The sequence below is a fragment of the Gillisia sp. Hel_I_86 genome, assembly GCF_007827275.1.
Classification (GTDB): Bacteria; Bacteroidota; Bacteroidia; order Flavobacteriales; family Flavobacteriaceae; genus Gillisia.
In genome coordinates this window covers 395,216-417,427 of record NZ_VISE01000001.1, presented here as the reverse complement: position 1 = coordinate 417,427, position 22,212 = coordinate 395,216, and the positions used below count along the sequence as shown (strand labels likewise).

At 36.1% G+C, this 22,212-nt stretch carries 22 protein-coding genes and 1 tRNA gene; 10 read left to right on the top strand and 13 right to left on the bottom strand.

Features of this window, described 5'->3' with window-relative positions; translation table 11 throughout:
* Positions 1–57 precede the first annotated feature (57 nt).
* Positions 58–1,644 carry a peptide chain release factor 3 gene (locus JM83_RS01825; protein ID WP_144958820.1) on the bottom strand — a complete coding sequence of 529 codons (1,587 nt, stop codon included), beginning with the start codon at positions 1,642–1,644 and terminating at the stop codon, positions 58–60.
* Between the two features lie 160 nt (positions 1,645–1,804).
* Here JM83_RS01825 and idi point away from each other — a divergent pair, with 160 nt between their 5' ends.
* From idi to JM83_RS01795, 6 genes are all read left to right on the top strand, one after another.
* Complete coding sequence (gene idi / locus JM83_RS01820; protein ID WP_144958818.1) at positions 1,805–2,323, top strand: isopentenyl-diphosphate Delta-isomerase; 519 nt, start codon at positions 1,805–1,807, stop codon at positions 2,321–2,323.
* Positions 2,320–2,730 carry a 6-pyruvoyl trahydropterin synthase family protein gene (locus JM83_RS01815; protein WP_144958816.1) on the top strand — a complete coding sequence of 137 codons (411 nt, stop codon included), beginning with the start codon at positions 2,320–2,322 and terminating at the stop codon, positions 2,728–2,730. The genes idi and JM83_RS01815 overlap by 4 nt, the downstream gene beginning before the upstream one ends.
* The gene (locus JM83_RS01810; protein ID WP_144958814.1) at positions 2,731–3,192 is read left to right on the top strand and encodes a peroxiredoxin; all 462 of its coding nucleotides are present in this window, start codon (positions 2,731–2,733) and stop codon (positions 3,190–3,192) included. It begins immediately after the preceding gene.
* Positions 3,193–3,248: 56 nt separating this feature from the next.
* A complete protein-coding gene (locus tag JM83_RS01805; RefSeq protein WP_186434934.1) occupies positions 3,249–3,401 on the top strand; it encodes a hypothetical protein in 153 nt (50 codons plus the stop codon).
* A gap of 46 nt (positions 3,402–3,447) precedes the next feature.
* Positions 3,448–3,714, top strand: a complete 267-nt coding sequence (locus JM83_RS01800; protein ID WP_144958812.1) for a hypothetical protein — start codon at positions 3,448–3,450, stop codon at positions 3,712–3,714.
* A gap of 12 nt (positions 3,715–3,726) precedes the next feature.
* Positions 3,727–3,800, top strand: a tRNA-Thr gene (locus tag JM83_RS01795).
* Positions 3,801–4,430: 630 nt separating this feature from the next.
* Here JM83_RS01795 and JM83_RS01790 read toward each other — a convergent pair.
* The 7 genes from JM83_RS01790 to JM83_RS01760 form a co-directional block, all read right to left on the bottom strand.
* Positions 4,431–5,162: a DUF4369 domain-containing protein gene (locus JM83_RS01790; protein ID WP_144958810.1), complete on the bottom strand. Its 732-nt coding sequence runs from the start codon at positions 5,160–5,162 to the stop codon at positions 4,431–4,433.
* A gap of 118 nt (positions 5,163–5,280) precedes the next feature.
* Complete coding sequence (locus JM83_RS01785; RefSeq protein WP_144958808.1) at positions 5,281–6,546, bottom strand: DUF819 domain-containing protein; 1,266 nt, start codon at positions 6,544–6,546, stop codon at positions 5,281–5,283.
* Between the two features lie 167 nt (positions 6,547–6,713).
* Positions 6,714–7,532 (bottom strand): HAD family hydrolase, encoded by an 819-nt coding sequence (locus tag JM83_RS01780; RefSeq protein ID WP_144958806.1) that lies wholly within the window; start codon positions 7,530–7,532, stop codon positions 6,714–6,716.
* Positions 7,533–7,700, bottom strand: a complete 168-nt coding sequence (locus tag JM83_RS01775) for an Arc family DNA binding domain-containing protein (RefSeq protein WP_144958804.1) — start codon at positions 7,698–7,700, stop codon at positions 7,533–7,535.
* A gap of 4 nt (positions 7,701–7,704) precedes the next feature.
* On the bottom strand, positions 7,705–8,637 hold the full coding sequence (locus JM83_RS01770) for an alpha/beta hydrolase (RefSeq protein WP_144958802.1): 933 nt from the start codon (positions 8,635–8,637) through the stop codon (positions 7,705–7,707).
* A 16-nt stretch (positions 8,638–8,653) separates the two neighbouring features.
* The gene (locus JM83_RS01765) at positions 8,654–9,142 is read right to left on the bottom strand and encodes a hypothetical protein (RefSeq protein WP_144958800.1); all 489 of its coding nucleotides are present in this window, start codon (positions 9,140–9,142) and stop codon (positions 8,654–8,656) included.
* 1 nt (position 9,143) lies between these two features.
* Complete coding sequence (locus JM83_RS01760; protein ID WP_144958798.1) at positions 9,144–10,007, bottom strand: SPFH domain-containing protein; 864 nt, start codon at positions 10,005–10,007, stop codon at positions 9,144–9,146.
* Positions 10,008–10,131: 124 nt separating this feature from the next.
* Here JM83_RS01760 and JM83_RS01755 point away from each other — a divergent pair, with 124 nt between their 5' ends.
* A complete protein-coding gene (locus tag JM83_RS01755; protein WP_144958796.1) occupies positions 10,132–10,914 on the top strand; it encodes a S1/P1 nuclease in 783 nt (260 codons plus the stop codon).
* 47 nt (positions 10,915–10,961) lie between these two features.
* Here the strand turns inward: JM83_RS01755 and JM83_RS01750 are convergent, their stop codons facing one another.
* Together JM83_RS01750 and JM83_RS01745 are read right to left on the bottom strand one after the other, a co-directional pair.
* Positions 10,962–11,558 (bottom strand): alpha-ketoglutarate-dependent dioxygenase AlkB family protein, encoded by a 597-nt coding sequence (locus JM83_RS01750; protein WP_144958794.1) that lies wholly within the window; start codon positions 11,556–11,558, stop codon positions 10,962–10,964.
* Position 11,559: 1 nt separating this feature from the next.
* Positions 11,560–11,913: a MauE/DoxX family redox-associated membrane protein gene (locus JM83_RS01745; RefSeq protein WP_144958792.1), complete on the bottom strand. Its 354-nt coding sequence runs from the start codon at positions 11,911–11,913 to the stop codon at positions 11,560–11,562.
* Positions 11,914–12,088: 175 nt separating this feature from the next.
* Here JM83_RS01745 and JM83_RS01740 point away from each other — a divergent pair, with 175 nt between their 5' ends.
* Complete coding sequence (locus JM83_RS01740; protein WP_261376305.1) at positions 12,089–14,302, top strand: response regulator; 2,214 nt, start codon at positions 12,089–12,091, stop codon at positions 14,300–14,302.
* A gap of 1 nt (position 14,303) precedes the next feature.
* Here the strand turns inward: JM83_RS01740 and JM83_RS01735 are convergent, their stop codons facing one another.
* The gene (locus JM83_RS01735; RefSeq protein ID WP_144958790.1) at positions 14,304–15,134 is read right to left on the bottom strand and encodes a DUF6503 family protein; all 831 of its coding nucleotides are present in this window, start codon (positions 15,132–15,134) and stop codon (positions 14,304–14,306) included.
* 121 nt (positions 15,135–15,255) lie between these two features.
* Positions 15,256–17,142, bottom strand: coding sequence for a molecular chaperone HtpG (gene htpG / locus JM83_RS01730; RefSeq protein ID WP_144958788.1), 1,887 nt, complete (start codon positions 17,140–17,142; stop codon positions 15,256–15,258).
* A gap of 218 nt (positions 17,143–17,360) precedes the next feature.
* Between htpG and JM83_RS01725 the strand changes: the two genes are divergently transcribed.
* Both JM83_RS01725 and JM83_RS01720 read left to right on the top strand, forming a co-directional pair.
* Positions 17,361–18,026, top strand: a complete 666-nt coding sequence (locus tag JM83_RS01725; protein WP_144958786.1) for a TetR family transcriptional regulator C-terminal domain-containing protein — start codon at positions 17,361–17,363, stop codon at positions 18,024–18,026.
* Positions 18,027–18,221: 195 nt separating this feature from the next.
* The gene (locus JM83_RS01720; protein WP_144958784.1) at positions 18,222–19,529 is read left to right on the top strand and encodes an ABC1 kinase family protein; all 1,308 of its coding nucleotides are present in this window, start codon (positions 18,222–18,224) and stop codon (positions 19,527–19,529) included.
* Between the two features lie 226 nt (positions 19,530–19,755).
* Here the strand turns inward: JM83_RS01720 and JM83_RS01715 are convergent, their stop codons facing one another.
* Positions 19,756–22,212, bottom strand: coding sequence for a prolyl oligopeptidase family serine peptidase (locus JM83_RS01715; protein ID WP_144958782.1), 2,457 nt, complete (start codon positions 22,210–22,212; stop codon positions 19,756–19,758).

Sequence of the window (22,212 nt, the reverse complement as noted above, 5' to 3'; positions counted from 1 at the left end):
ATGCAAGTTTTTGGTTGGTCTACTTTTATGAAATTATAAATTTTAAAAACTTATTTTTTAGAATTCCGAAACCAAATGAAATTTAATACTTGGGTATTTGGATTGTGTCATTTGTAAAGAGAATTGAGAATCTGCAAAGAAAACCAATTGCCCTCTTTTATCGTGAGCTAGGAATTTTGCCTTTACCCTTTTAAAGTCCTTAAATTCTTCACTTTTTGGATCTTTTACTTCCACCCATGTGGCTTTAAAGACATTTACATTCTCATAAGTGCATTTAGCACCATATTCATGTTCCAATCTATATTGAATAACTTCAAATTGAAGTGCGCCAACGGTTCCTATCACTTTTCTATTGTTCATTTCCAAGGTGAACAATTGCGCAACCCCTTCATCCATTAACTGATCGATCCCTTTTTCCAATTGTTTGGATTTCATAGGATCGGCGTTGTTTATATAGCGGAAATGTTCTGGGGAGAAACTTGGAATCCCTCTATAATGAAGCACTTCCCCTTCGGTAAGTGTGTCTCCAATTTTAAAGTTCCCGGTGTCATGTAGCCCCACAATATCGCCTGGATAGGAGGTGTCTACAATTTCCTTCTTTTCAGCAAAAAAGGCATTCGGACTGGAGAATTTTAAATTTTTCCCATGCCTTACATGTAAGTAGGGTTTGTTTCTTTCGAAAATACCAGATACGATCTTTACAAATGCCAGGCGATCGCGATGCTTTGGGTCCATATTCGCATGGATCTTAAATACAAAGCCGGTAAATTGTTTTTCGTCTGGTTCTACAATTCTTTCTTCACTTGCTTTAGCACGTGGAGTGGGAGCAATGCTCACAAAACAATCCAATAATTCCCGAACCCCAAAATTATTAAGCGCCGATCCAAAAAATACGGGCTGTAAATTTCCTTCTAAGTATTCCTTATTATCAAAATCTGGATACACACCGTCTATTAATTCGATCTCCTCTCTTAAAGTATCAGCAGCCTTAGAACCTAAAAGTTCGTCCAGTTTTTCCGATTTAAGATCGGAGATTTCAATGGTGTCCTCAATATCCTTTCTAGGATCGCCAGTAAAAAGGTTGATATTCTTCTCCCAGATATTATAGATCCCTTTAAAGTCGTAACCCATTCCAATTGGAAAGCTTAAAGGAGTAACCCGTAAGCTTAATTTTTGTTCAATTTCATCCAGCAATTCAAAGGCATCTTTTCCTTCACGATCCATTTTATTAATAAAAACGATCATTGGAATATTTCGCATTCTACAAACCTCTACCAACTTTTCGGTTTGCTCTTCGACACCTTTTGCAACATCTATCACTACAATAACACTATCTACCGCGGTCAAGGTTCTAAAAGTATCTTCAGCAAAATCCTTGTGCCCGGGAGTATCCAGGATATTGATCTTTATTCCATCATATTCGAATGCAAGTACTGAAGTAGCTACAGAAATTCCGCGTTGGCGCTCTATCTCCATAAAATCACTGGTTGCGCCTTTTTTTATTTTATTGGATTTTACCGCCCCGGCCTCTTGTATCGCGCCACCAAATAGCAAAAGCTTTTCAGTTAACGTGGTTTTTCCGGCATCTGGGTGAGAAATAATGCCAAATGTTCTTCTTCTTTTTATCTCGTCGGTAAATTTCATAGGCTTATTTAAGGCTGCAAAGATAAAATTTTTGATCCAGAAATGGGAATTGTTCTTTGATTTGGATCTTATTATTTAAAAATGAATTTTCAGCTGCTAGCTCCTATTTTTCCTATGATTTGGTAGTGCGATTTTGTATTTTTGATTTTCAATTTTAGCTATGACAGAAGAAAAAGTGATCTTGGTAAATCAAAAGGACGAGCCTATTGGTTTAATGCCAAAGATGGAAGCCCACGAAAAAGGACTGTTGCACCGTGCATTTTCAGTATTTATATTCAATGAAAAGAATGAATTGATGCTTCAGCAAAGGGCACTTTCAAAATATCATTCTCCCGGATTATGGACCAACACTTGTTGTAGTCATCAAAGAGAAGGGGAAACAAATATTGAAGCTGGTAAAAGACGCCTTCAAGAAGAAATGGGCTTTACTGCAGAACTGGAAGACACTATTTCCTTCATTTATAAAGCTCCGTTTGATAATGGCTTGACAGAACATGAATTTGACCATATATTGGTTGGGAACTATACTGAGGAACCAAAACTTAATCCTGAAGAAGCTGGGGCATGGAAGTGGATGAGATTGGAGGAGGTGGCAAAGGATATGGTAAATAATCCATCGATATATACTGCATGGTTTAAGATTATTTTTGAGAAATATTACCAATCTATAGAACGATGAAAGTAACTGTACATAGAAAAGCTCATTTTAACGCTGCCCATAGGTTGTATCGCAAGGATTGGGATGATGATAGGAATCGGAAGATATTTGGAAAATGCAGCAATCCCAATTTTCATGGGCATAATTACGAATTAACGGTATCTGTTAAAGGAGATATAGATCCAGAAACCGGGTTTGTAGTGGATATGAAGGTGTTAAAAGACCTTATTGCTTCAGAAATTGAAGAATATTTAGATCATAAGAATTTGAATGTTGAAGTTGAAGAGTTTAAAAAATTGAATCCTACTGCAGAAAATATCGCAGTGGTTGTTTGGAATAAATTAAGGCCCAAACTTAAAGAAACCATGGAGCTTAGCGTAACCTTATATGAGACTCCGAGGAATTTTGTTACTTATAATGGAGGATAGATGGCATTAAAAATAGGGGATAAGATACCCAATATCAGCATTCCAGACGAAACCGGGGAGTTGTTTGCACTGAATAAATTCTCTGGAAAGCAAGCTTTGGTAGTTTATTTTTACCCGAAGAATTTTACTCCTGGATGCACAAAAGAAGCTTGCGAATTTCGAGATAAATATGAGGAATTTAAGGCAATGGATGCTGAAGTTATAGGAATAAGCTCGGACTCTGAGGCATCCCACAAGAGGTTTAAATCAAAATACCAATTACCCTTTATTTTTTTATCAGATATAGAAAAAAAAGCCCGAAATGCTTTTGGTGTTAAACCGGCACTTTTGGGACTGCTGCCAGGAAGGGAAACTTTTGTGTTCGATAAAAAAGGGGAATTGATTATGCAGTACAACAATTTTAATGCAGCTTCACACACCACAAAAGCAATAAAGAAAATTAAGATGCAAAAGGATGAATAATTATTGCTGTTATAGGTGAATTAACAAAAGATTATTCTCAAAAAGATTGTTTTTGGATGTTAATTGGAGTAGAAGGAGAATCTGTTATTGATCTGGAAAATGCAAATACAGAAATTTTAAAACAAGGGGAAACCTTGTTAATACCTGCTTGCGCAACGAAAATTAAAATAAATAGTGCAGGAGCAAAAATTTTGGAGGTAAGTGTGTAGTCTTATTGGAAAATAGATTAAATTCGCAACTTAAAATTTAGAAAATATGGCAAGTAAGAGATTGTTAAAAAGGGATGTGAATTATGTGATGGGAGATATTATTGAAGCTGCATATATCCACCAATTAGCTGATCCCAAGCAAGACCCAAAAAAAACCGAGGTGATTGTCGATGAAGCTATCGTAGCTTTTGATGAATTAATCGCTAAGATCAATCAGAAGAATGTTGAAGATAAAAAGAAACATTTTAAAGGTATAGAAAAGGATCTTGAAACTAAAGCGAATGCTTTGGTAGAGAAGATCAATAAATTATAATATTTGTTAGATGCCGATGTAGCTCAGCTGGCTAGAGCAGCTGATTTGTAATCAGCAGGTCGTGGGTTCGAGTCCCTCTATCGGCTCTAGAAAAAGCTTCTCCATTAGGAGGAGCTTTTTTACTTTTATTTTGTTTGGACGATAAGCCTGTCCTGAGCGAAGTCGAAGGAAGTCCCTCCATCGGCTCTCCTTTTAAACCTCGCCATTTGGAGAGGGTTTTTTATGGATTAAATGGAAAAAGCATTGGCTATTTTTTTATGCTAGAAAATGTCTTGGTAATATTTTCCACACTAAAAATGAGGTGGTTTAAAAAGCGCCTTTTTTGTCAAGCTGTTCCAGTAGCTATCAGAAGTGTTTGAGCTTCTAACCGATATTGATTTTCAATTAGTTAAGATCCTGAAATAAATTACCATTAACGTATTTTGAATACTTTGTCATCCCGACGCTAGGAGGGATCTCTAATTAAATTGATTTTGATTTATTTATTGAGATTCTTCAGTCCACTACGTTTTCTTCAGAATGACAACTCTAATTTATTGTTGTCCGAGCTAGGAGAAATCTGCTCTAAAATCCTTCAATGCGCTATATTTGGAGCAACTTTTAAACACGTCAATTTCCTGCGTTAGCTATTTTTTTTCACGGGTCTCAGGATGACACGTACCTGACTTTGAGACAGTGTCTTTTACATTAACATTATAATTAAATTAAAAACGCTCTTATTGATTTTCCACTTTGCTCTCCAGCTTTTCATTTTTTCTTCGTTCCTTTAAAAATGATTTTAGCTCTTTCCCGTATTTGGATTTTTTTACTTCTGGAGTAAGGGAGGTATAAATAGTGTCCAGATATTTGATATTTGCATCAAAGATTTCAGAAAGCGCCAAATAGGGGGCGATCTCTAAATCTTTATTGTTCATGGCATAATTAACCGTATATAAATATTTTCTCGTTAATAGCCTATCGTATTCCTGGTTGGTGGAAATAATCAAATCTTCATTTTTATCCCGCTGTGCTTCAAAATTCTTCTGAATCAATTCCAAATTTTTGTCATTAAAGCGTTGCATCATCTCTTTGTATTCCGTGAGTTTTTCCTGATTTGCAGAACCAACTACTTTTGCATCTACTTCAAAATCCTTTAAAGTAGTATGTATAGTCACTTCCCCTTCTTCAGCAAAGAATTCAATTCTATCATTATAAACCTCATTATCTATTTTATTTAGTAATAGGTACATGATTTGGGGACTTTCCAAATAATCGCCCAATTCAAAATTTGCATCGCCATCGATCATCACAGAATCTACATTTACCAATAAGGTATCATCAATTTTCTGTAAATAGATAGTTCCCTTTTTCAATCCTTTAACCTGCCCCTTTACCAAAAGATTGTTTTCCTTATCGGAACATGCGGTGAGACCCAAAAGAACGAGTAGTAATAAACTTAATTTTTTCATCAATTTTAGTTGAAATGTTTTGGTGGCAAATATCTTATAAATTTTTATTTAATCCCTCATTGAGGGTTTAATTCCCCCTCCCGATATTTTTAACGGGATGCCCCGAGGTTCTTGATTACTAACTGGCAGCAGCCATTTGCATTAAAATTGTGGACAGTATGGCACCGTAGGTACCCACCACGTAACCAAACACTGCTAGTAATACACCAACTGTTGCAAGAGAGGGGTGAAAAGCAGCGGCTACCACAGGGGCACTCGCCGCGCCACCCACGTTCGCCTGACTACCAACTGCAAGAAAGAAATATGGAGCTTTAATTAATTTGGCCACCAAAATTAAAAGTACAGCATGGATAGCCATCCAAACCACACCAATAGCAATAAGGCCGGGGTTATCAAACACCATGGTTAGGTCCATTTTCATTCCGATTGTTGCCACGAGCATATATATAAACACACTTCCTATCTTGCTTGCCCCCGCCCCTTCATAAGATTTAAATTTGGTGAAGGAAAGTATAATTCCAATTGCAGTGGCAATGGAAATCATCCAGAAAAAGGAAGAGGAAAAGGAGGATAATGCACTTTTATTATCGGTGAAAACTTTAAAATTGGCCGAAAGGTAAGCTGAAATTCCATCTGCTCCCCAATGTGCGATTCCTACAGCACCAAAGGCTAGCGCTAGGAGAATCATGATATCTGCAAGTGATGGGATCCTTGTAACACTCTCTGCATAAGCGGCAACTTGGTTTTTAAGGTTTACAATAGCCGAATCGTCTGCATTTAGCCATTTATCGATTCGCTCATTTCTTCCAATACCAAACAAGATGATCGCCATCCAAAGGTTCGCAACCACGATATCCACAAGTACCATCCCGCCATATAGATCTGGATTGTACTCGTATATCTCCAACATGGCAGCTTGGTTGGCTCCGCCGCCAATCCAACTTCCTGCCAAGGTGGACAAGCCTCTCCAAACGGCATCTGGACCAATTCCCCCAACGGTTTCAGGAGAAAAAATCGAAATCAAAAGAATTGCTAAAGGCCCACCTATTATTATTCCTATGGTACCGGTAAAGAACATGATCAATGCCTTTGGCCCCAAATTAAAGATTGCTTTCAAATCTATGCTCAGTGTCATTAATACCAACGAAGCCGGTAATAAATACCTGCTGGCAATAAAATAGAGCTGTGAGGTTTCATCTGAAATGATATTCAAGGAATTGAATATGGCAGGAATCAAATAGCACATTAAAAGTGCGGGAACGATAGAATAGAATTTTTTCCAAAACCCTTTATCCTTGGCAGAGGTTAAAAATACAAACCCTAAAGAGACCATTAAAATTCCTAATACTATGGCATCGTTGGTAAATAGGGGAGCGTTTTCCATGAATTATTTTGTTTGTCCGCCAAAATACAATTTTTATCCCTCATTGAAGGTTTAAATTCCGTGTCCCGAAAAATATCCGAATGTCCCGAATTTTTATAAGTATTTTCCAATTCCATATCTCGTAAGCTTGTCCCAAAGGTTCCTAATTATGAAAATGAAAATGAGGTTTACCAATTCTCCAATGGGATTAATTGCTGCAAGCTTTGAGCAACTCCATCTTCAATGCTGAAGCCTGTAATATGATTTGCGACAAGCTTTGCTTCTTCCCGCGCATTTCCTACTGCCACCCCAAAACCTACATGGTTTAGCATTTCCACATCGTTATAGTTGTCTCCATAAGCGATCACATCTTCAAGGTCAAAATTAAAATGTTGCTCCAGTAAAAATTTGATCGCTGTTAGTTTAGAGATGCTTTTTGGTGAAATTTCAAGATATGTGGATTTAGATCTGTATAGGTGAAGTTCGTTTGGATATTCTTTACCAAGAAAATCTGCAATTTCATCTATTTGGGCTACTTCTCCCATCGCCATGATCTTGTGCGCACCTTTATTTTCTGTTCTCCATTTTTTGATGACATCTTCACTTATTTTTACTTTTGGCGAGATCTTGGTATTGTTCTCTTCCCTTTTTGCCCAAAGATCCATTGAAGGAACATACCATTCATCATTATGATATAAGCTTAAATGGCACTTTAAACTAGAATTCCAATTGGTTAGATGCTCAATAATAGAAACTGGAATCTCCGTTGTGTTCACAACTTGATTGTTCACGATTATTAGACCGCCGTTATAGCTTATAATTGGGAGCTCCCCTATTTCCAATTCTTTCTGAAGATGCCTCATGGCTGCAGGCATCCTAGCTGAAATAAGAATAAAGGGAATTTTATTTTTTAATTTCTTTATTTCTGAAATGGTTGAAGGAGATAACTGGCGTTCCTTATCCAGTAATGTTCCATCGATATCTGAAAAAACTATTTTGTACTTCATTTAATTTTCTTCTTTCTTTTTGGGCTGCCTTTTGGCTTCCTTCAACGCCCTAGAAAGCATCCATTCTATCTGTCCATTGGTACTTCGGAAATCATCTGAAGCCCACTTCTCGATAGCTTTTAGCATATCTTCATTTAGCCTTAAGGCAAATGCTTTCTTTTTACTCATTTTTTTACTTAACTGACTTTATAAAATCTACCAAGATTGGGATTAGTTCTGGATGCAATGGCCTATTTGGCTCATTGTAAGCCTTGGTGTTCTCTAAGTTGTCTCCTTCGATCTTCCTGAACACATGATTCATTTTATCCAATATTACTAGTTTTGCGTTAGGATTGGCCTCTGCCAATAAATTAGCTTCCGTAGTGTCTACCTGGATATCGAAACTTCCATTTATTATAAGAACAGGGATGTTTAGTTTGGCTATTTCTTCAGTAGGATTATACTTCATCCAAGATTTTAAAAATGGCTGAACACTTGGTCGAAAAACAGACTGGAGCAAAGGATTGTAATTTGAGGTTTTTCCGCGTTCTTTTATTTCTTTAAATGCATTCTCTGAATTTTCAGCTAATTCCGGGGATTGTTTTGCTAGCTGATCTACAATTATATGGTCTATACTTCTCCCTGCACCGGCAAGTGAAATAAAGGCATCGGCCTTATTTTGGGCTGCGAGCATCCCGATTAAGGACCCTTCGCTATGACCAGCAACGATGATTTTTTTGTATTTGTCCTGTGCTTTGAAATAATCCAGGATGTCACTTACGTCCTGTATAAAATCTTCAAAACTAAGTTCTTCTTCACGGATCTTTAATTTGTTCATTTTAAATATCCGCTTGTCAAACCTATAGGAGGCAATTTCATTTTCTGCTAATTCTTTGGCGATGAGTTTGGAGCCATTATTTTTCATCATAAATCCATTCCCGTTTCTATCGGTGGGACCGGAACCTTGAATTAGAATTACAAGATTGGGATGTTCCAAATCTACTGGCGTGGTTAAAGTGCCATCGATAAATTTATTGATAGCCAATTCGCTTTCAATTATAGAATCGTTCTGGGAGAACCCAAAATTGAAAATTAATATTGCTAAAATAACTAAGTGCTTTTTCATGGTTTCTAGTGAGAATTTAAAGGCTTATTTTTTCAGTATATCTTTTTAAAACTTGTTCAGCATCTTGTGGTCTTTGAGTTCCTATTAAAAAACGCTTTTTCTTCTTGGTTACAATTTGGATGCCATAATTTCCAGCAACGTTGTAAGCTTTGGCCTCGCCCAAACCTCTAATTCCCCATCCTCCATATTCTGTCAATGGAGCATATTTTCTAACGTAGACTTTATCTATTTGCGACCAATTGTAATGCTTGCTGAAAAAACTAATGGGATGAAAAGTGGCAGTTATACCTATAGGATCAATTTTTGTCCTTAATTCCAACATAAAAAAACCAACTATAACAATAGCTATAATAATTGCGGCGAATATTAAAGAAAAATTAGATTCAATAATTGTAAAACCTTCCGTTTCATAATAGAGGTTTACCAGTACTCCCACGGCGGTTGCCGTTAAAATTAAAATCACCCACCATTGTCTAAATCGCTGTTTTTCTTCGAAGATCCGCATCTTAATGATTTAAGGTTCCCGCATTAACAATTGGGGAAGCATCTTTATCCCCACAAAGAATCACCATAAGGTTACTAACCATCGCGGCCCTACGTTCGTCATCCAAATGCACTATATTTTTCTTGCCCAATTCATTTAAAGCCATTTCTACCATACTTACTGCGCCTTCTACAATTTTATGCCTGGCCGCAACAATGGCGGTTGCTTGTTGGCGTTTAAGCATTGCACTTGCAATTTCGTGGGCGTAGGCCAAATACCCAATACGTGCTTCTAAAACTTCGATACCAGCAATATCCAGCCGCTCTTCCAGTTCCTTTTCTAGCGCTTCACTAACTTCATTAACACTGGATCTTAGCGTAATATCTTCTTCCAAACCTTCATCTGCAAAATTATCATACGGGTACATACTGGCAAGTTTTCTTACCGCTGCATCGGTTTGTACCACTACAAAATTTTCAAAATTATCTACATCAAAAGAGGCTTTAAAAGTATCCTTTACCCTCCAAACAAGAATAGTGCTTATCATTATGGGATTTCCTAGTTTGTCGTTTACTTTTAATCGTTCACTGTCAAAATTCCGTGCTCTAAGGGATATTTTGGTTTTAGTGAAGAACGGATTCACCCAAAAAAGCCCATTATTTTTCACAGTGCCTTTATATTTCCCAAACAGCAACAGTACCCTGGATTCATTTGGATTTACAAGGATCAATCCCGGAACCATCGCGAGCGTTACCAAAATTAAAAGGATGAATAATGGCATCTTCATCATAATAAGGCCTGCAACCCCAATTATGAGTAACAGAATAATAATTAAGAGCATGACATAACCATTTGAGGGAGTCGTGGTTTTTTCGTTTATATCCATGATAGTATAGTTAAAAATGATATTAAAATGATATCATAAATGTATTATATTAAATTATTAAATCCTAATGAAATATTAACAATAAGATTATTTTAGGTTATTTATATTTGTAAAAAAAGGATTTATGAAACAATTACTATTATCAGCCTATTTTTTATTTAATATTTCTGTTGGCTTTGCAGGGTATAACGATTGGGGCCAAACAGGACACCGAGCCACTGCGGAGATTGCACAATCTTACCTTAGTAAAGATGCTAAAAAAGAGATCGCCAAATTATTGAATGGCAAAAGCCTTGCATTTGTCTCTACTTTTGGAGATGAAATAAAAAGTGATTCTGAATATAGAAAATTCGGTCCATGGCATTATGTGAATTTACCTGAAGGGGCTACTAAGTATAAAGTAGAGGATGCCAATCCAGATGGGGACCTTCTAATGGCACTAAGAAAATGCGTTGACGTATTAAAGGACAAGAATTCGCCTAAAGAGGAGAAAGAATTTTATTTAAAGATGTTGGTTCATTTTATGGGAGATCTTCATCAGCCATTGCATACAGGTAGGGGAGAAGATAAAGGAGGTAACGATATTCAAGTGAGATGGTTTGGCGAAGGCAGCAATCTTCATAGGCTTTGGGATAGCGAAATGATAGACTCTTACCAAATGAGTTATTCTGAAATGGCTCAAAATACTTCTCAACTTTCGAAAGAGCAAAGAAAAAGTATTTCTAGTGGAACCTTTGAAGATTGGATGTATGAATCCAAGGCGCTAAGCACGAGAGTGTATGCTTCTGCCGAAGTAGGTGAAAAATTGAGTTATAGGTACATGTACGATTGGTTTCCTGTAGTTGGGGAACAACTTCAGAAAGGGGGTATTAGACTTGCTCAAGTATTAAATGATATTTTCGATTAAGCTTAGCTTTTTTGAGGTTCTATTTTTAGAAATATTTCTACTTCGAATTATATAATAGTCCTGAAGGTCAGGTTTATTCGCAGATCAATAAGTTTTTTTGTCTTAGGCAATTGATGTTTCCAAAATTTTTGTGTGGTGCCTTTCATTATAAGCAAGCTCCCATGTGCTAATGGAATGGTGTGCCTTAGATCTGGATTGGTTTTGTGCTTCAGCTGAAAATTTCTCACAGCACCCAGACTTAGAGATGCTATTATTGGTTTTTTTCCTAGTTCCTTTTCGTCATCTGCATGCCAACCCATACTGTCCTTTCCATCCCTGTAAAGATTTGCCAAGCAATGAGTAAAAATGGATCCGGTTAGTTCAACTATTTCAGAATGTAAAACAATGAGTTCTTTTGTAAAAGTCAATGGGTTTAATTTAAGTCCAGAATAGGAGTAAGGATCAGAATTTAATGCATATAATGCTGTTAAGCGAGGCTGTGGAATTGTTTTGCCGAAAAGTTTGATGGAATATTGTTCCCATAAAAGGGTATTTAAAAAGGTATCCAAATAGGCATCAGCCTCCCTAGCATTCAAGAAATGAGGATAATATTCCAGATTGGCATCTGGTAGCATGATTTTCTTATGAGTAAAATCAGGATTCATTTTAAAGATAAAAATAGGCCCACCATATTAATACAAATTGAAGCGGCAAGCGAAGGATCAATGCCCAAACTGGTACTCCTGCCCCTGCTTTTTTAGAGCTGAGCATATAAAAATGTACCAGTAAGAATATGAGCAACATCAAGATTATTCCATAAATGGCAAATGCTTTAGTTTCTTCAAAAAGTAATGCAATCCCTAATACTAGTTCGGCAGCACCACTTAAATATACCAAGCGTTTATGCTGGGGTAAATACCTGGGCATGATTCGCAGGTACGCCGTTGGTTTTATAAAATGAAATATTCCTGCTATTATGTAAATTCCAGTCATTAATAAAAAGTGCCAAGGGTAATCCATTAATCAAATATTGGTTCAATTTGTAAATAGGTTCAAATTAATTAAAATGTTTTGTAAAACACTTCCTTTTAATTAATTCATCATGATTATTGAAATTTATCCAATTATTTTGGCTAATTAATTAGAATAGAGTAACTTGTTGCCCCTATTTCGATTAACTTAACCACTGTATTTTTTGAAAAAAGATTATTTTTTTCTATTATTCCTTGCCTTCATCGCTGGAAATTTGCTTTCTCAGGAAAAATCCTATGAAGATAAATACCTAGATTCACTTTATGTGATTTCTTCAACATTTTTAGATAATTACAATTATAAAGAGACCATCGAGCATTCCATGGAGCTCGTCGAACTGGCAAAAAAAAGAAAGAACAACTACTATAGTTACAGGGCACATACCTTATTGGGGTATAGTTACAATGATCTTAACGATACTATACGCGCATTGAAACATTATAATTATGTTTTGGATTATGCAAAGAAATTGGACGATGTCACCTATCTAATGAATTCTTATAATAATCTTGGGAATATCTATTCTGAAAATAAAAGAACGATTCAGAAGGGAATCGATTATTATCATAAAAATATAGATCTCGCTAAAGAAAAAAATATTCCTGAGCAACTCCTTATTGCGAGGATAAATATTGCATGGACCTATATTGATAATGAAGATTATGACAATGCCTGGATCTATTTAAGCAAAGGTTTAGAGATGGATTCCAGCTTGGAAGATGCCACCCGTCTTTCTCATTTGAACTTTCTTGTAGGAAGGTATTACATGGCTAAAAACGATCTAAATAAAGCAAAAGAATATTTCGAAAAATCGGCTGCTGTAGTAAGTGAAGAAAGCTTGGTTCTAATTGGCGGAGTTGTTTATTATGAATATTCGAAGCTTTTATTCAAAGAAGGCCAATATGAAGAGGCTTATGCAGCATTAGAAAAATCCAAAGAGTATAACGATAAGATATTTCAGAAGGAAAAATTGGAACAAATCCAAATTGCGAGCGCGAAATTTGATGTAGGAGAGTATCAGCAAGATTTGGAAATCGCAAGAAGGGAGCAACTGTACAAAGATGGATTGATCGAGAAGTCCAAGGAGCGCATGTATATTATGATCGCCGCTTCGGTAGTACTTATTATTATTATAATCTTGGTATATAGAATAAACCTTTCCAGAAAAACCTTAATTAATGAGCTAAGTAAAAAAAATGAAGAGTTAATAGCCGCGAAGGAAGAAGCAGAGCGTCTTAGCATTCTTAAAACAAAATTCTTTTCTACCATAAGCCATGAATTAAGAACCCCACTTTATGGAGTAATTGGGCTTACCTCTATTTTAATGGATGATGAATCCTTGCACAAACATGAAGATGACCTGAAATCTTTAAAATTTTCTGCAGATTATCTATTGGCATTGATCAATGACGTGCTACAGATGAATAAAATGGAATCCAATCTTTTGGATTTAGAGCCCGTGCCCTTCAATTTAAAGGACTTAATGAAAAGTATTGTAAAGTCATTTGAATTTACAAGACTTCAAAATAAAAATACGATCCATTTAGATTTATGTAAAGAAGCAAATGCTAATTTGATTGGAGATAAAGTGAGGCTCTCACAGATTTTGATGAACCTTGTGGGGAATGCCATGAAATTTACGGAGCGTGGAGAAATTTGGATAAAGACCCAGCTCATGGAAAGTTCGGAAAAGACATCTAAAATCTATTTTGAAATTAAAGATAATGGAACAGGAATATCCAAACATAATCAAGAATTGATTTTCGAAGAATTTTCTCAATTACAGTCTTCTAATTATAAATATCAAGGAACCGGACTTGGCCTGCCAATTGTTAAAAAACTTTTGGTTTTATTTAATTCTGAAATAAATCTTGTAAGCGAGGAGGGGGAAGGTTCTACATTTAGTTTTACCATAGAATTTGATAATGGAGAGCAGGCTAAGGATGAGCTAGCGCAGGATTTACAAAATCACGAATTAAGTCTCGAATCTATCATTTCTTCTGGAGAGAAACGCATCTTAGTGGTGGACGATAATAGAATAAATCAAGTGGTAACTAAAAGGATCCTGGAACAACAGCAGTTTTTAGTGGAGCTTTGTGATAACGGAATAGACGCTATAGAAAGAGTGAAGCACCATCCTTTTGAATTGGTACTTATGGATGTAAATATGCCGGGGATTTCTGGCTTGGAAGCCACAAGAAGAATACGGGAGTTCAATAAACACCTTCCAATTATAGCCTTAACTGCAATGGAAATAGATGAGATAAGAGAGGAAATCTATGAAGCCGGTTTAAATGACATCATTGTAAAACCCTACGACACCGCCAGATTTTATCAGGTTATCTTCAAAAACCTGCAATCCCCAATCTTAACATAAACTATTCTTTTTCTATAACTACGGCGTCTTCTGGTTTATCAAAAAGTTTGTCTTCTGCTTCAAAGAATGTAATGTTGCTTAGTGTTGCTTCTCCTATTTTTTCCCCAAAACCATCTTTTAAGTTCCAATTATGGAAAGACCATTTTGTTGCTACAGGAATTCCTTCCACCACTTCATATTCTGAATATACAATTGCATGTGGAGCTTCTTCGGCCTTTTCCTGATTTGTCCCAAAGGTTACAATATAGGCCGCAGCATGTAATAGTCCAGATTTTCTTTCTTGATAAATCACGTACCAATCATCTGGTGCATCTCCAATATTGTTTTCGAAACTCAATTTACCAACATCATAGGGATCATTGTTCAATTCAATAGATTCCATTGATTCCCATTTTGTGCCCGGATCGGTTAATTTAAAAGGAAGGGCAAAAAAGTACTGCCATGTGAACATATCGAATCTGGCTCCTTTTGGTTCGGCATCTGCGGGATATAAATAGGCATTTTTGCCATCATAGATCAACTGCGTATTATTATTTTTATCTACTCTTACCTTAGTAGAATTTGTGAGCGCAGTTACTTTTCCGTTCAATCTTTCCTTTCCCCCAAAAGTTAGGGAAATATCAAAAGAAACTGCTTTTTCAGCATTCCAATCTTCTTTATTATGGGCACTTTCTATTCCTTGTGCAAATGCTACCGCAGGAGAAATAGCTCCATTCCCAATACCAGCATCGGGCTCGGTCATTATAACCTCTTCACTATTTTCCGCTTTTTTTTCTTCTTCTTTGCAGCTTATTAAAGTAAAGATAGCTAGTAGTAGAATTAAATTTTTCATGATTATTTTTTTTGTTTAGGTCTGTAAAATTACAAAAGCTTTCAGTAAGGAATATAAAAAAACCGTTTAGACGTAATTATACGAACTAAACGGTTTAATATCAATAGGATTGGAAAGTGATTTATTTCACCATTTCAAAACTTCTTTTTATAAAGGCAGTTAATTCTTCACCTTTTAATAGGTTCTGGGATAATCTAGCCAAGTCCAAAGATTGCTTTATCAAGCGTTCTTGCTTCTTCCCTGTTTTTGTGTTCAATATTTCTGAAATCAACTCATGGTTGGTATTTACCACCAAATTGTACATTTCTGGCATATTGCCCATTCCAAACATTCCACCGCCACCGGTTTGTTGCATCTCCTTCATTCTTCTCATAAACTCAGGTTGCGTGATGATAAGTGGCGAGGCATTGCTATCCATAGATTCTAATTGAACCGTATATTTTCCTTGAGGGATCACTTTTTCGAAATCTGCTTTTAGCTTTTCTTTTTCCTCTTCAGAAAGCTTGGAGATCTTCTCGTCTTCTTTCTTGATAAGATTGTCAATATTATCTCCATCTACACGTACAAAAGAAATCTTTTCTTTGCTGGTTTCCAACTTCTGAATTAGATGCGAAACAATGGGAGAATCCAGCAATAGCACTTCGTATCCCTTTTCTTTTGCAGCTTCAATATAACTGTGCTGCTCCTCTTTATTGGAGGCATAAAGAATTATAAGATTTCCATCCTTATCTGTTTGGGAATCTTTGATTTTCTCCTGAAGCTCTTCAAAAGTGAAATAATTATTATCTACAGTTGGGTATAAAGCAAATTTATCGGCTTTTTCAAAGAATTTATCTTCAGAAAGCATTCCGTATTCGATAACAATTTTAATATCGTTCCATTTCTTTTCGAAATCTTCACGGTTATTGTTGAACAAGGATTTCAATTTATCGGCAACTTTTCTGGTAATATAGCTGGATATTTTCTTTACAGCTCCATCTGCCTGAAGGTAGGATCTCGAAACATTCAATGGAATGTCTGGCGAATCTATTACTCCTCGCAACATGGTTAAGAATTCCGGAACGATCCCTTCTACGTTATCTGTTACATATACCTGGTTTTGGTACAATTGGATCTTATCCTTTTGCATGTTCATATCCTGACCCATTTTTGGGAAATATAAAATCCCGGTAAGGTTAAATGGATAATCTACATTAAGGTGAATATGGAACAAAGGATCTTCAAATTGCATAGGGTATAATTCCCTGTAAAACCCTTTATAATCTTCATCTTCCAAATCGGCTGGTTGCTTTGTCCATGCCGGAGTTGGATTGTTGATGATATTGTCTACTTCAAGCGTTTCTGGTTTTGCATCTTTTTCAGCATCCTCGGGAAGAGGCAAAGTTTCTTCTTTAGTCCCAAATTTAATTGGCACCGGCATAAACTTATTATACTTGACCAAAAGTTCTTGAATTCTTGCTTCTTCCAAGAATTGCTTGTCCTCTTCATTTATATGAAGAATAATTTCAGATCCTCTTTCAGTTCTATCCGAAGCTTCTAAAGTGAATTCCGTTGTACCTTCACAAATCCAGTGCGCAGCAGGCTCATCTTTATAAGATTTGGTGATGATCTCTACTTTATTGGCTACCATAAAGGCAGAATAGAAACCAAGGCCAAAATGCCCGATAATTCCACTATCCTTAGCAGAATCCTTATATTTCTCTAGAAACTCTTCTGCGCCAGAAAAGGCTACTTCATTTATATACTTTTCGACCTCTTCTTTGGTCATCCCAATTCCTTGGTCGATTACATGAAGCGTGTTGTTTTCTTTATTGATTTTAACTTCGATCTTCGGATCTCCATATTCTGTGTCAATCTCGCCAATACTTGTAAGATGCTTCAGTTTTAAAGTGGCATCTGTTGCGTTGGAAATTAATTCCCTTAAAAAAATCTCATGATCACTGTATAAAAACTTCTTTATTAACGGGAAAATGTTTTCTACAGATACATTAATGTTTCCTTTAGCCATATATCAAAAATTTTATTGAATTATTACTTTTCATTCTATAGTCAAAAAAAATACCAAGACTGTTGCGCTGACAAACTGACACTTGTAATTTGAATTTCCTATTTACGTCTAATGATTATTGGCAATTAGGTGACAAACACGATTTAACAAATATTTTTGTTTAGTCATTATTAAAAAAGATTAAACAATTTGTATCTTTGAAAAAGAACTATAGAATTATGGCAACAAAAAAACAACCAGCAGAAAAGAAATTCAGTAAAGAGCTTTTGATTGGCCTTTATATGAATTATGTGTTAGAGCATGAACAAATGCCGAAAAGCGTTTATAAATTTGCTAAAGAGCATAAAATTACTGAAGCTCAGTTTTATGAATACTTCGGAAGTTTTGATGGATTGAGAAAAGGAATCTGGAATCAGTTCTATGTGAATACCATGGATGTAATGCAAAAAAGCATCGAGTTCGAAGCTTTTACTCCCAGGGAAAAACTACTCACCTTTTATTATACCTTCTTTGAATTGTTGACTGCGAATAGAAGTTATGTGTTGTTAACCCTCAATGAAAATCCGAATAAGCTTAAAAACTTAGAGCAACTAAAAGAATTGCGCAAGGACATTAAAGGTTTTGCAAAAGAATTGATTTCTGAAGGAAACGAATCTAAAAACGCACAGTTTTTAAAACAATCAGAAACAATTTTTTCTGAGGCAACCTGGGTTCAGTTTTTATTCATTCTAAAATTTTGGTTGGAAGATAATTCCGCAAAATTTGAAAGTACCGATGTTGTTATAGAAAAATCAGTAAACACTGTTTTTGACCTTTTTGACAATACTCCGTTGGAACGGGTTATAGATTTGGGAAAATTCTTGTGGAAAGAAAAAATGAATTAAATAGTTCAGAAAAACAATATTAGAATAATTCAAATCCGTTTTTTGGCCAGCAAGGCGTCGATCATCTCGTCACCCTGAACTTGTTTCAGGGTCTAATCCCTATTGGGATGCTGAAACAAGTTGAGCATGACGAAAAATCTGAAGGTTGTTAGTTAAAAGTGATAAATGGGACAAAAGTGGACAATCAGTTAGATTATGAAGACAATAGATAGCATACCCACAGGAAAACTCGGAAGGACCAGTAAAATGGTTCAAACCGGAGTTAAGGTGGGTGGTAATTATATAAAATATTATAGTAAAAAAGCCTTTGATAAGAACTTTAGCAGGGACGAACTTAATGGAGATAATGCATCGGATATTTATGATGGCTTAAAAAGTTTGAAGGGAAGTGCGCTTAAAGTGGCACAAATGCTCTCTATGGAAAAGAGTTTGATGCCTAGTGCATTTGTGGAGAAGTTTTCTTTGGCACAATTTAGTGTTCCGCCATTATCTGCTCCTTTAGTTAGAAAAACCTTCAAAAAATATAACGGAAACTACCCCGAAGAACTTTATGATACGTTTGCAACGCAATCGGTAAATGCAGCCAGCATTGGACAAGTGCATAAGGCTACAAAGAATGGGAAAAAACTTGCTGTGAAAATCCAGTATCCGGGCGTTGCAGATAGTATCAGTTCAGATCTTGCAATGGTGAAGCCTATTGCTACCAGAATGTTCAATTTGCAAGGTAAAGATTCAGAAAAATATTTTAAAGAAGTAGAAGGGAAGCTTTTAGAAGAGACAGATTATATCTTGGAAGTGAAGCAAAGCAAAGAAATCTCATTGGCTTGTTCCCCGATACCAAATCTAAAGTTCCCAAAATATTACGAAGAACTTTCCAGTGAGCGAATTATCACAATGGATTGGATGGATGGGGAACACCTTAGCGAATTTTATAAAAGAAATACCGATCAAGAACTTTCCAATAAAATAGGTCAGGCTTTGTGGGATTTTTATATGTTTCAGATCCATGGTTTAAAAGCGGTTCATGCAGATCCTCACCCTGGTAACTTTTTAGTAGATGAAGAATTAAACTTAATCGCAATCGATTTTGGTTGCATTAAAAGAATACCAGAAGATTTTTATACTCCATATTTTCAGCTTGCTGAAAGAAAGAATTTGGAGAATAAAGAATTTTTTAATCAGAAATTATTCGAATTGGAGATTCTACGTGAAAGCGATTCAAAAAAAGAAAAGGAGTTCTTTTCTGAAATGTTTTACGAAATGTTCAGTATGTTTTCTACTCCCTTTCAATCTGAAACTTTTGATTTTACCGATGTGGCTTTTTGGAACAATCTCACACAATTAAGCGAGCGATATAGTAAAGATCCGGAATTGCGAAAAATGAATGGTTCTCGGGGCAGTCAGCATTTTCTATATATGAGCAGGACTTTCTTTGGGCTTTATAATTTATTGCACGATCTGGAAGCGACCATACAAGTAAATAATTATAAAAAAATGATCTAAAGATTAATATTGGTTAGGTTGAATAGGAGAGCATCACTATTGCGAGTGGTGCTTTTCTTATTTCCCTCATTGAGGGGTTAACCCGCCTGACTGAATGGGCAGGTTCCCCGCTCCTAGTTATTGGCTTGCCCGAGATTCTTGATTAAATTTCCATAATGGAAATAGAATAACAAAGGGCTATCTAAATTTAGCCAGCCCTTTGTTTTAAGTTTATAAAAGATAATTCTCAGTCTTGCATTATCTCTTCTTTTTTGCTTATTTCAGTCTTTACCCTATTTTTTACATAGGTTTCCAGCCACTGGTCTTGCTCCCACAAAACATGTAGTACAGATTCTTTTGCACTGTAACCATGACTTTCTTTTGGAAGGATCACCAATCTTGCAGTTGCCCCAAGTCCTTTTAAAGCATTAAAATACCGCTCACTTTGCATAGGGTACGTACCAGAATTGTTATCTGCTTCTCCATGAATCAATAACAAAGGAGTCTTCATTTTATCGGCATGCATAAAGGGAGACATGGTATTATACACATCTGGTGCTTCCCAGTAGCTCCGCTCTTCACTTTGAAATCCAAATGGGGTCAAGGTTCTATTGTAGGCACCACTTCTTGCAATTCCGGCAGCGAAAAGATTGGAATGAGACAATAAATTAGCCGTCATAAATGCTCCATAACTATGACCACCAACGGCCACCCTATTTCTATCTATATATCCCATTTCGTCCACAGCATCTATCGCAGCCTTACCGTTAGCTACCAACTGAGTTCTAAAACTGTCATTAGGTTCTTCATCTCCTTCCCCAATAATGGGAAATGAAGCATCATCCAACACTACATACCCACGGTTAACCCAATAAATAGGAGATCCATAATAAGGATATGTAAAATCGTTGGCATTGGAAGTGTTTTGCGAAGCAGAATTCTTATCCTTGAATTCTCTTGGATATGCCCAAAGGATCATCGGTAATTTCTCCTTTGCATCTTTATTATAGTCGGCAGGTAGATATAAAGTACCGTTTAATTCCAGTCCGTCGTCCCTTTTGTAGGTGATCACTTCTTTATGAACATCCTGTAGGCTTTTAAAAGGATTTTCAAAGTTGGTGATTTGGGTCAATGCATCCTTTTTATTGATATCCCGTAAATAATAATTAGGATATTCGGTAGAAGATTCAATTCTCACTAAAATTTCCCCTTTAGAAATATCTATGGCTTCTACTAGGGTTTCCTTTTGTTTATTATAATTGGAGCGATATAAATTTGTGGTTTTTCCGCTTTTAAGATCGATCTTATCTACAAAAGGGAATTGACCTTTTTCAGTAAAACCTCTCCCCATTAAGAAAGCATCGTTGTCTTTTAGAGCCAATATATTGGTTCCAAACTCATTTTTCTTTGTCACAAAATTCCCTGGATCGCTATATTGATCTTGATAATTCCTGTTGAATACTACTTTTGGTTCCTCCCTATTATTTGAAGGATCAAAAACATAAGTTCGGGTGTTTCTGTTGTTCCACCAGTAATCATATGCGATTGCTGTATTTTTATTTCCCCAAGTGATCCCGGAGAATCTATCTTTTGTTTTTAAAATAGATTTTCCCTCTCCTGTAAAAGGAGCATCCAACAAAAACACTTCGTCCCTAAACGCTACTTTTACTTCAGGGTCTCCACCATCCAATACTTTTGCATATACCAAGGTAGCTGGTACATCATTTCTCCAGCTCATATCCCTTCTTCCTTCTCTTTCCGCCATAAATCCAATTGGCAATACTTCAGAAAGAGGCACATCGTTCACTTTACTTATTTCCTTTCCGGATTTATCATAGATCACAGTTTCAAAAGGAAATCTATAATAGGGGACCAGATATGAGAATGGTTTTTTAATGTTAGACACCATTACATAATTACCATCTGGAGAGAAAGAAATATCGCTGTACATTTTAGAGGATTTCCACTTTGTCATAGTCCCATTTAAATCTACTTTTACCAAAGAGGCATGCGCTAGTTGTTCAAAATTAAATTCGTCATTTGGATTTTGAAGCAAATCTTGATAGGTCCTATTTTGTGCCTTATTACCATCACTCACAGAAACTGTAGGTCCTTTAGGTACGGCAGTATTGGTGTTAATTAGCTCCTTTCTGTCTTCTGGCAACATTTTCACCAATATCGAGGAGCCATCCTTGAACCAATTAATAACATCCCTCATATTCGCATTAAGTGTTCCCTCTGTTAATTTTTTTGCCGAGGCTGTATTAAAATCAACCATCCATAATTCTACACCTGTGTCTGTAGTATGCGTCATAGCCATCTTAGTCTCATCTGGCGACCAAGAAAAATTTGCCAAACGGGGATTTTCCGGCATGCCAGAAATAGCTTTGGGCGTTTCAGCTTTTATGGGCTTCACTTCTACATTATTATAGTAAGTGGTTCTACTGTTTATATTGGTAACAGGATTAATCCGTAATCCACCCAATCTCAATTCCTGTTCGCTCAGTTCAGCTATGGATTTATATTGATCCCGGTATAGAAACACCATCATTTCCCCTTTGCTATCTACCAGGGTAGCCGGAGCCAAGGGAACATCTACCAATTCCATTATTTCCTGTGGTGGTTTTTGGTAGGTTAAATTTTCCTGAGCTTGAAGATTCGCGAATAAAAAGCTCGCTAAAAAGCATAATAGAATTTTTTTCAT

Bases quoted from the DNA above. Each gene is read 5' to 3' on its own strand.
- JM83_RS01825 (WP_144958820.1), bottom strand. From the start codon at position 1,644: ATGAAATTTACCGACGAGATAAAAAGAAGAAGAACATTTGGCATTATT.
- idi (WP_144958818.1), top strand. From the start codon at position 1,805: ATGACAGAAGAAAAAGTGATCTTGGTAAATCAAAAGGACGAGCCTATT.
- JM83_RS01815 (WP_144958816.1), top strand. From the start codon at position 2,320: ATGAAAGTAACTGTACATAGAAAAGCTCATTTTAACGCTGCCCATAGG.
- JM83_RS01810 (WP_144958814.1), top strand. From the start codon at position 2,731: ATGGCATTAAAAATAGGGGATAAGATACCCAATATCAGCATTCCAGAC.
- JM83_RS01805 (WP_186434934.1), top strand. From the start codon at position 3,249: ATGTTAATTGGAGTAGAAGGAGAATCTGTTATTGATCTGGAAAATGCA.
- JM83_RS01800 (WP_144958812.1), top strand. From the start codon at position 3,448: ATGGCAAGTAAGAGATTGTTAAAAAGGGATGTGAATTATGTGATGGGA.
- JM83_RS01790 (WP_144958810.1), bottom strand. From the start codon at position 5,162: ATGAAAAAATTAAGTTTATTACTACTCGTTCTTTTGGGTCTCACCGCA.
- JM83_RS01785 (WP_144958808.1), bottom strand. From the start codon at position 6,546: ATGGAAAACGCTCCCCTATTTACCAACGATGCCATAGTATTAGGAATT.
- JM83_RS01780 (WP_144958806.1), bottom strand. From the start codon at position 7,532: ATGAAGTACAAAATAGTTTTTTCAGATATCGATGGAACATTACTGGAT.
- JM83_RS01775 (WP_144958804.1), bottom strand. From the start codon at position 7,700: ATGAGTAAAAAGAAAGCATTTGCCTTAAGGCTAAATGAAGATATGCTA.
- JM83_RS01770 (WP_144958802.1), bottom strand. From the start codon at position 8,637: ATGAAAAAGCACTTAGTTATTTTAGCAATATTAATTTTCAATTTTGGG.
- JM83_RS01765 (WP_144958800.1), bottom strand. From the start codon at position 9,142: ATGCGGATCTTCGAAGAAAAACAGCGATTTAGACAATGGTGGGTGATT.
- JM83_RS01760 (WP_144958798.1), bottom strand. From the start codon at position 10,007: ATGGATATAAACGAAAAAACCACGACTCCCTCAAATGGTTATGTCATG.
- JM83_RS01755 (WP_144958796.1), top strand. From the start codon at position 10,132: ATGAAACAATTACTATTATCAGCCTATTTTTTATTTAATATTTCTGTT.
- JM83_RS01750 (WP_144958794.1), bottom strand. From the start codon at position 11,558: ATGAATCCTGATTTTACTCATAAGAAAATCATGCTACCAGATGCCAAT.
- JM83_RS01745 (WP_144958792.1), bottom strand. From the start codon at position 11,913: ATGGATTACCCTTGGCACTTTTTATTAATGACTGGAATTTACATAATA.
- JM83_RS01735 (WP_144958790.1), bottom strand. From the start codon at position 15,134: ATGAAAAATTTAATTCTACTACTAGCTATCTTTACTTTAATAAGCTGC.
- htpG (WP_144958788.1), bottom strand. From the start codon at position 17,142: ATGGCTAAAGGAAACATTAATGTATCTGTAGAAAACATTTTCCCGTTA.
- JM83_RS01725 (WP_144958786.1), top strand. From the start codon at position 17,361: ATGGCAACAAAAAAACAACCAGCAGAAAAGAAATTCAGTAAAGAGCTT.
- JM83_RS01720 (WP_144958784.1), top strand. From the start codon at position 18,222: ATGAAGACAATAGATAGCATACCCACAGGAAAACTCGGAAGGACCAGT.
- JM83_RS01715 (WP_144958782.1), bottom strand. From the start codon at position 22,212: ATGAAAAAAATTCTATTATGCTTTTTAGCGAGCTTTTTATTCGCGAAT.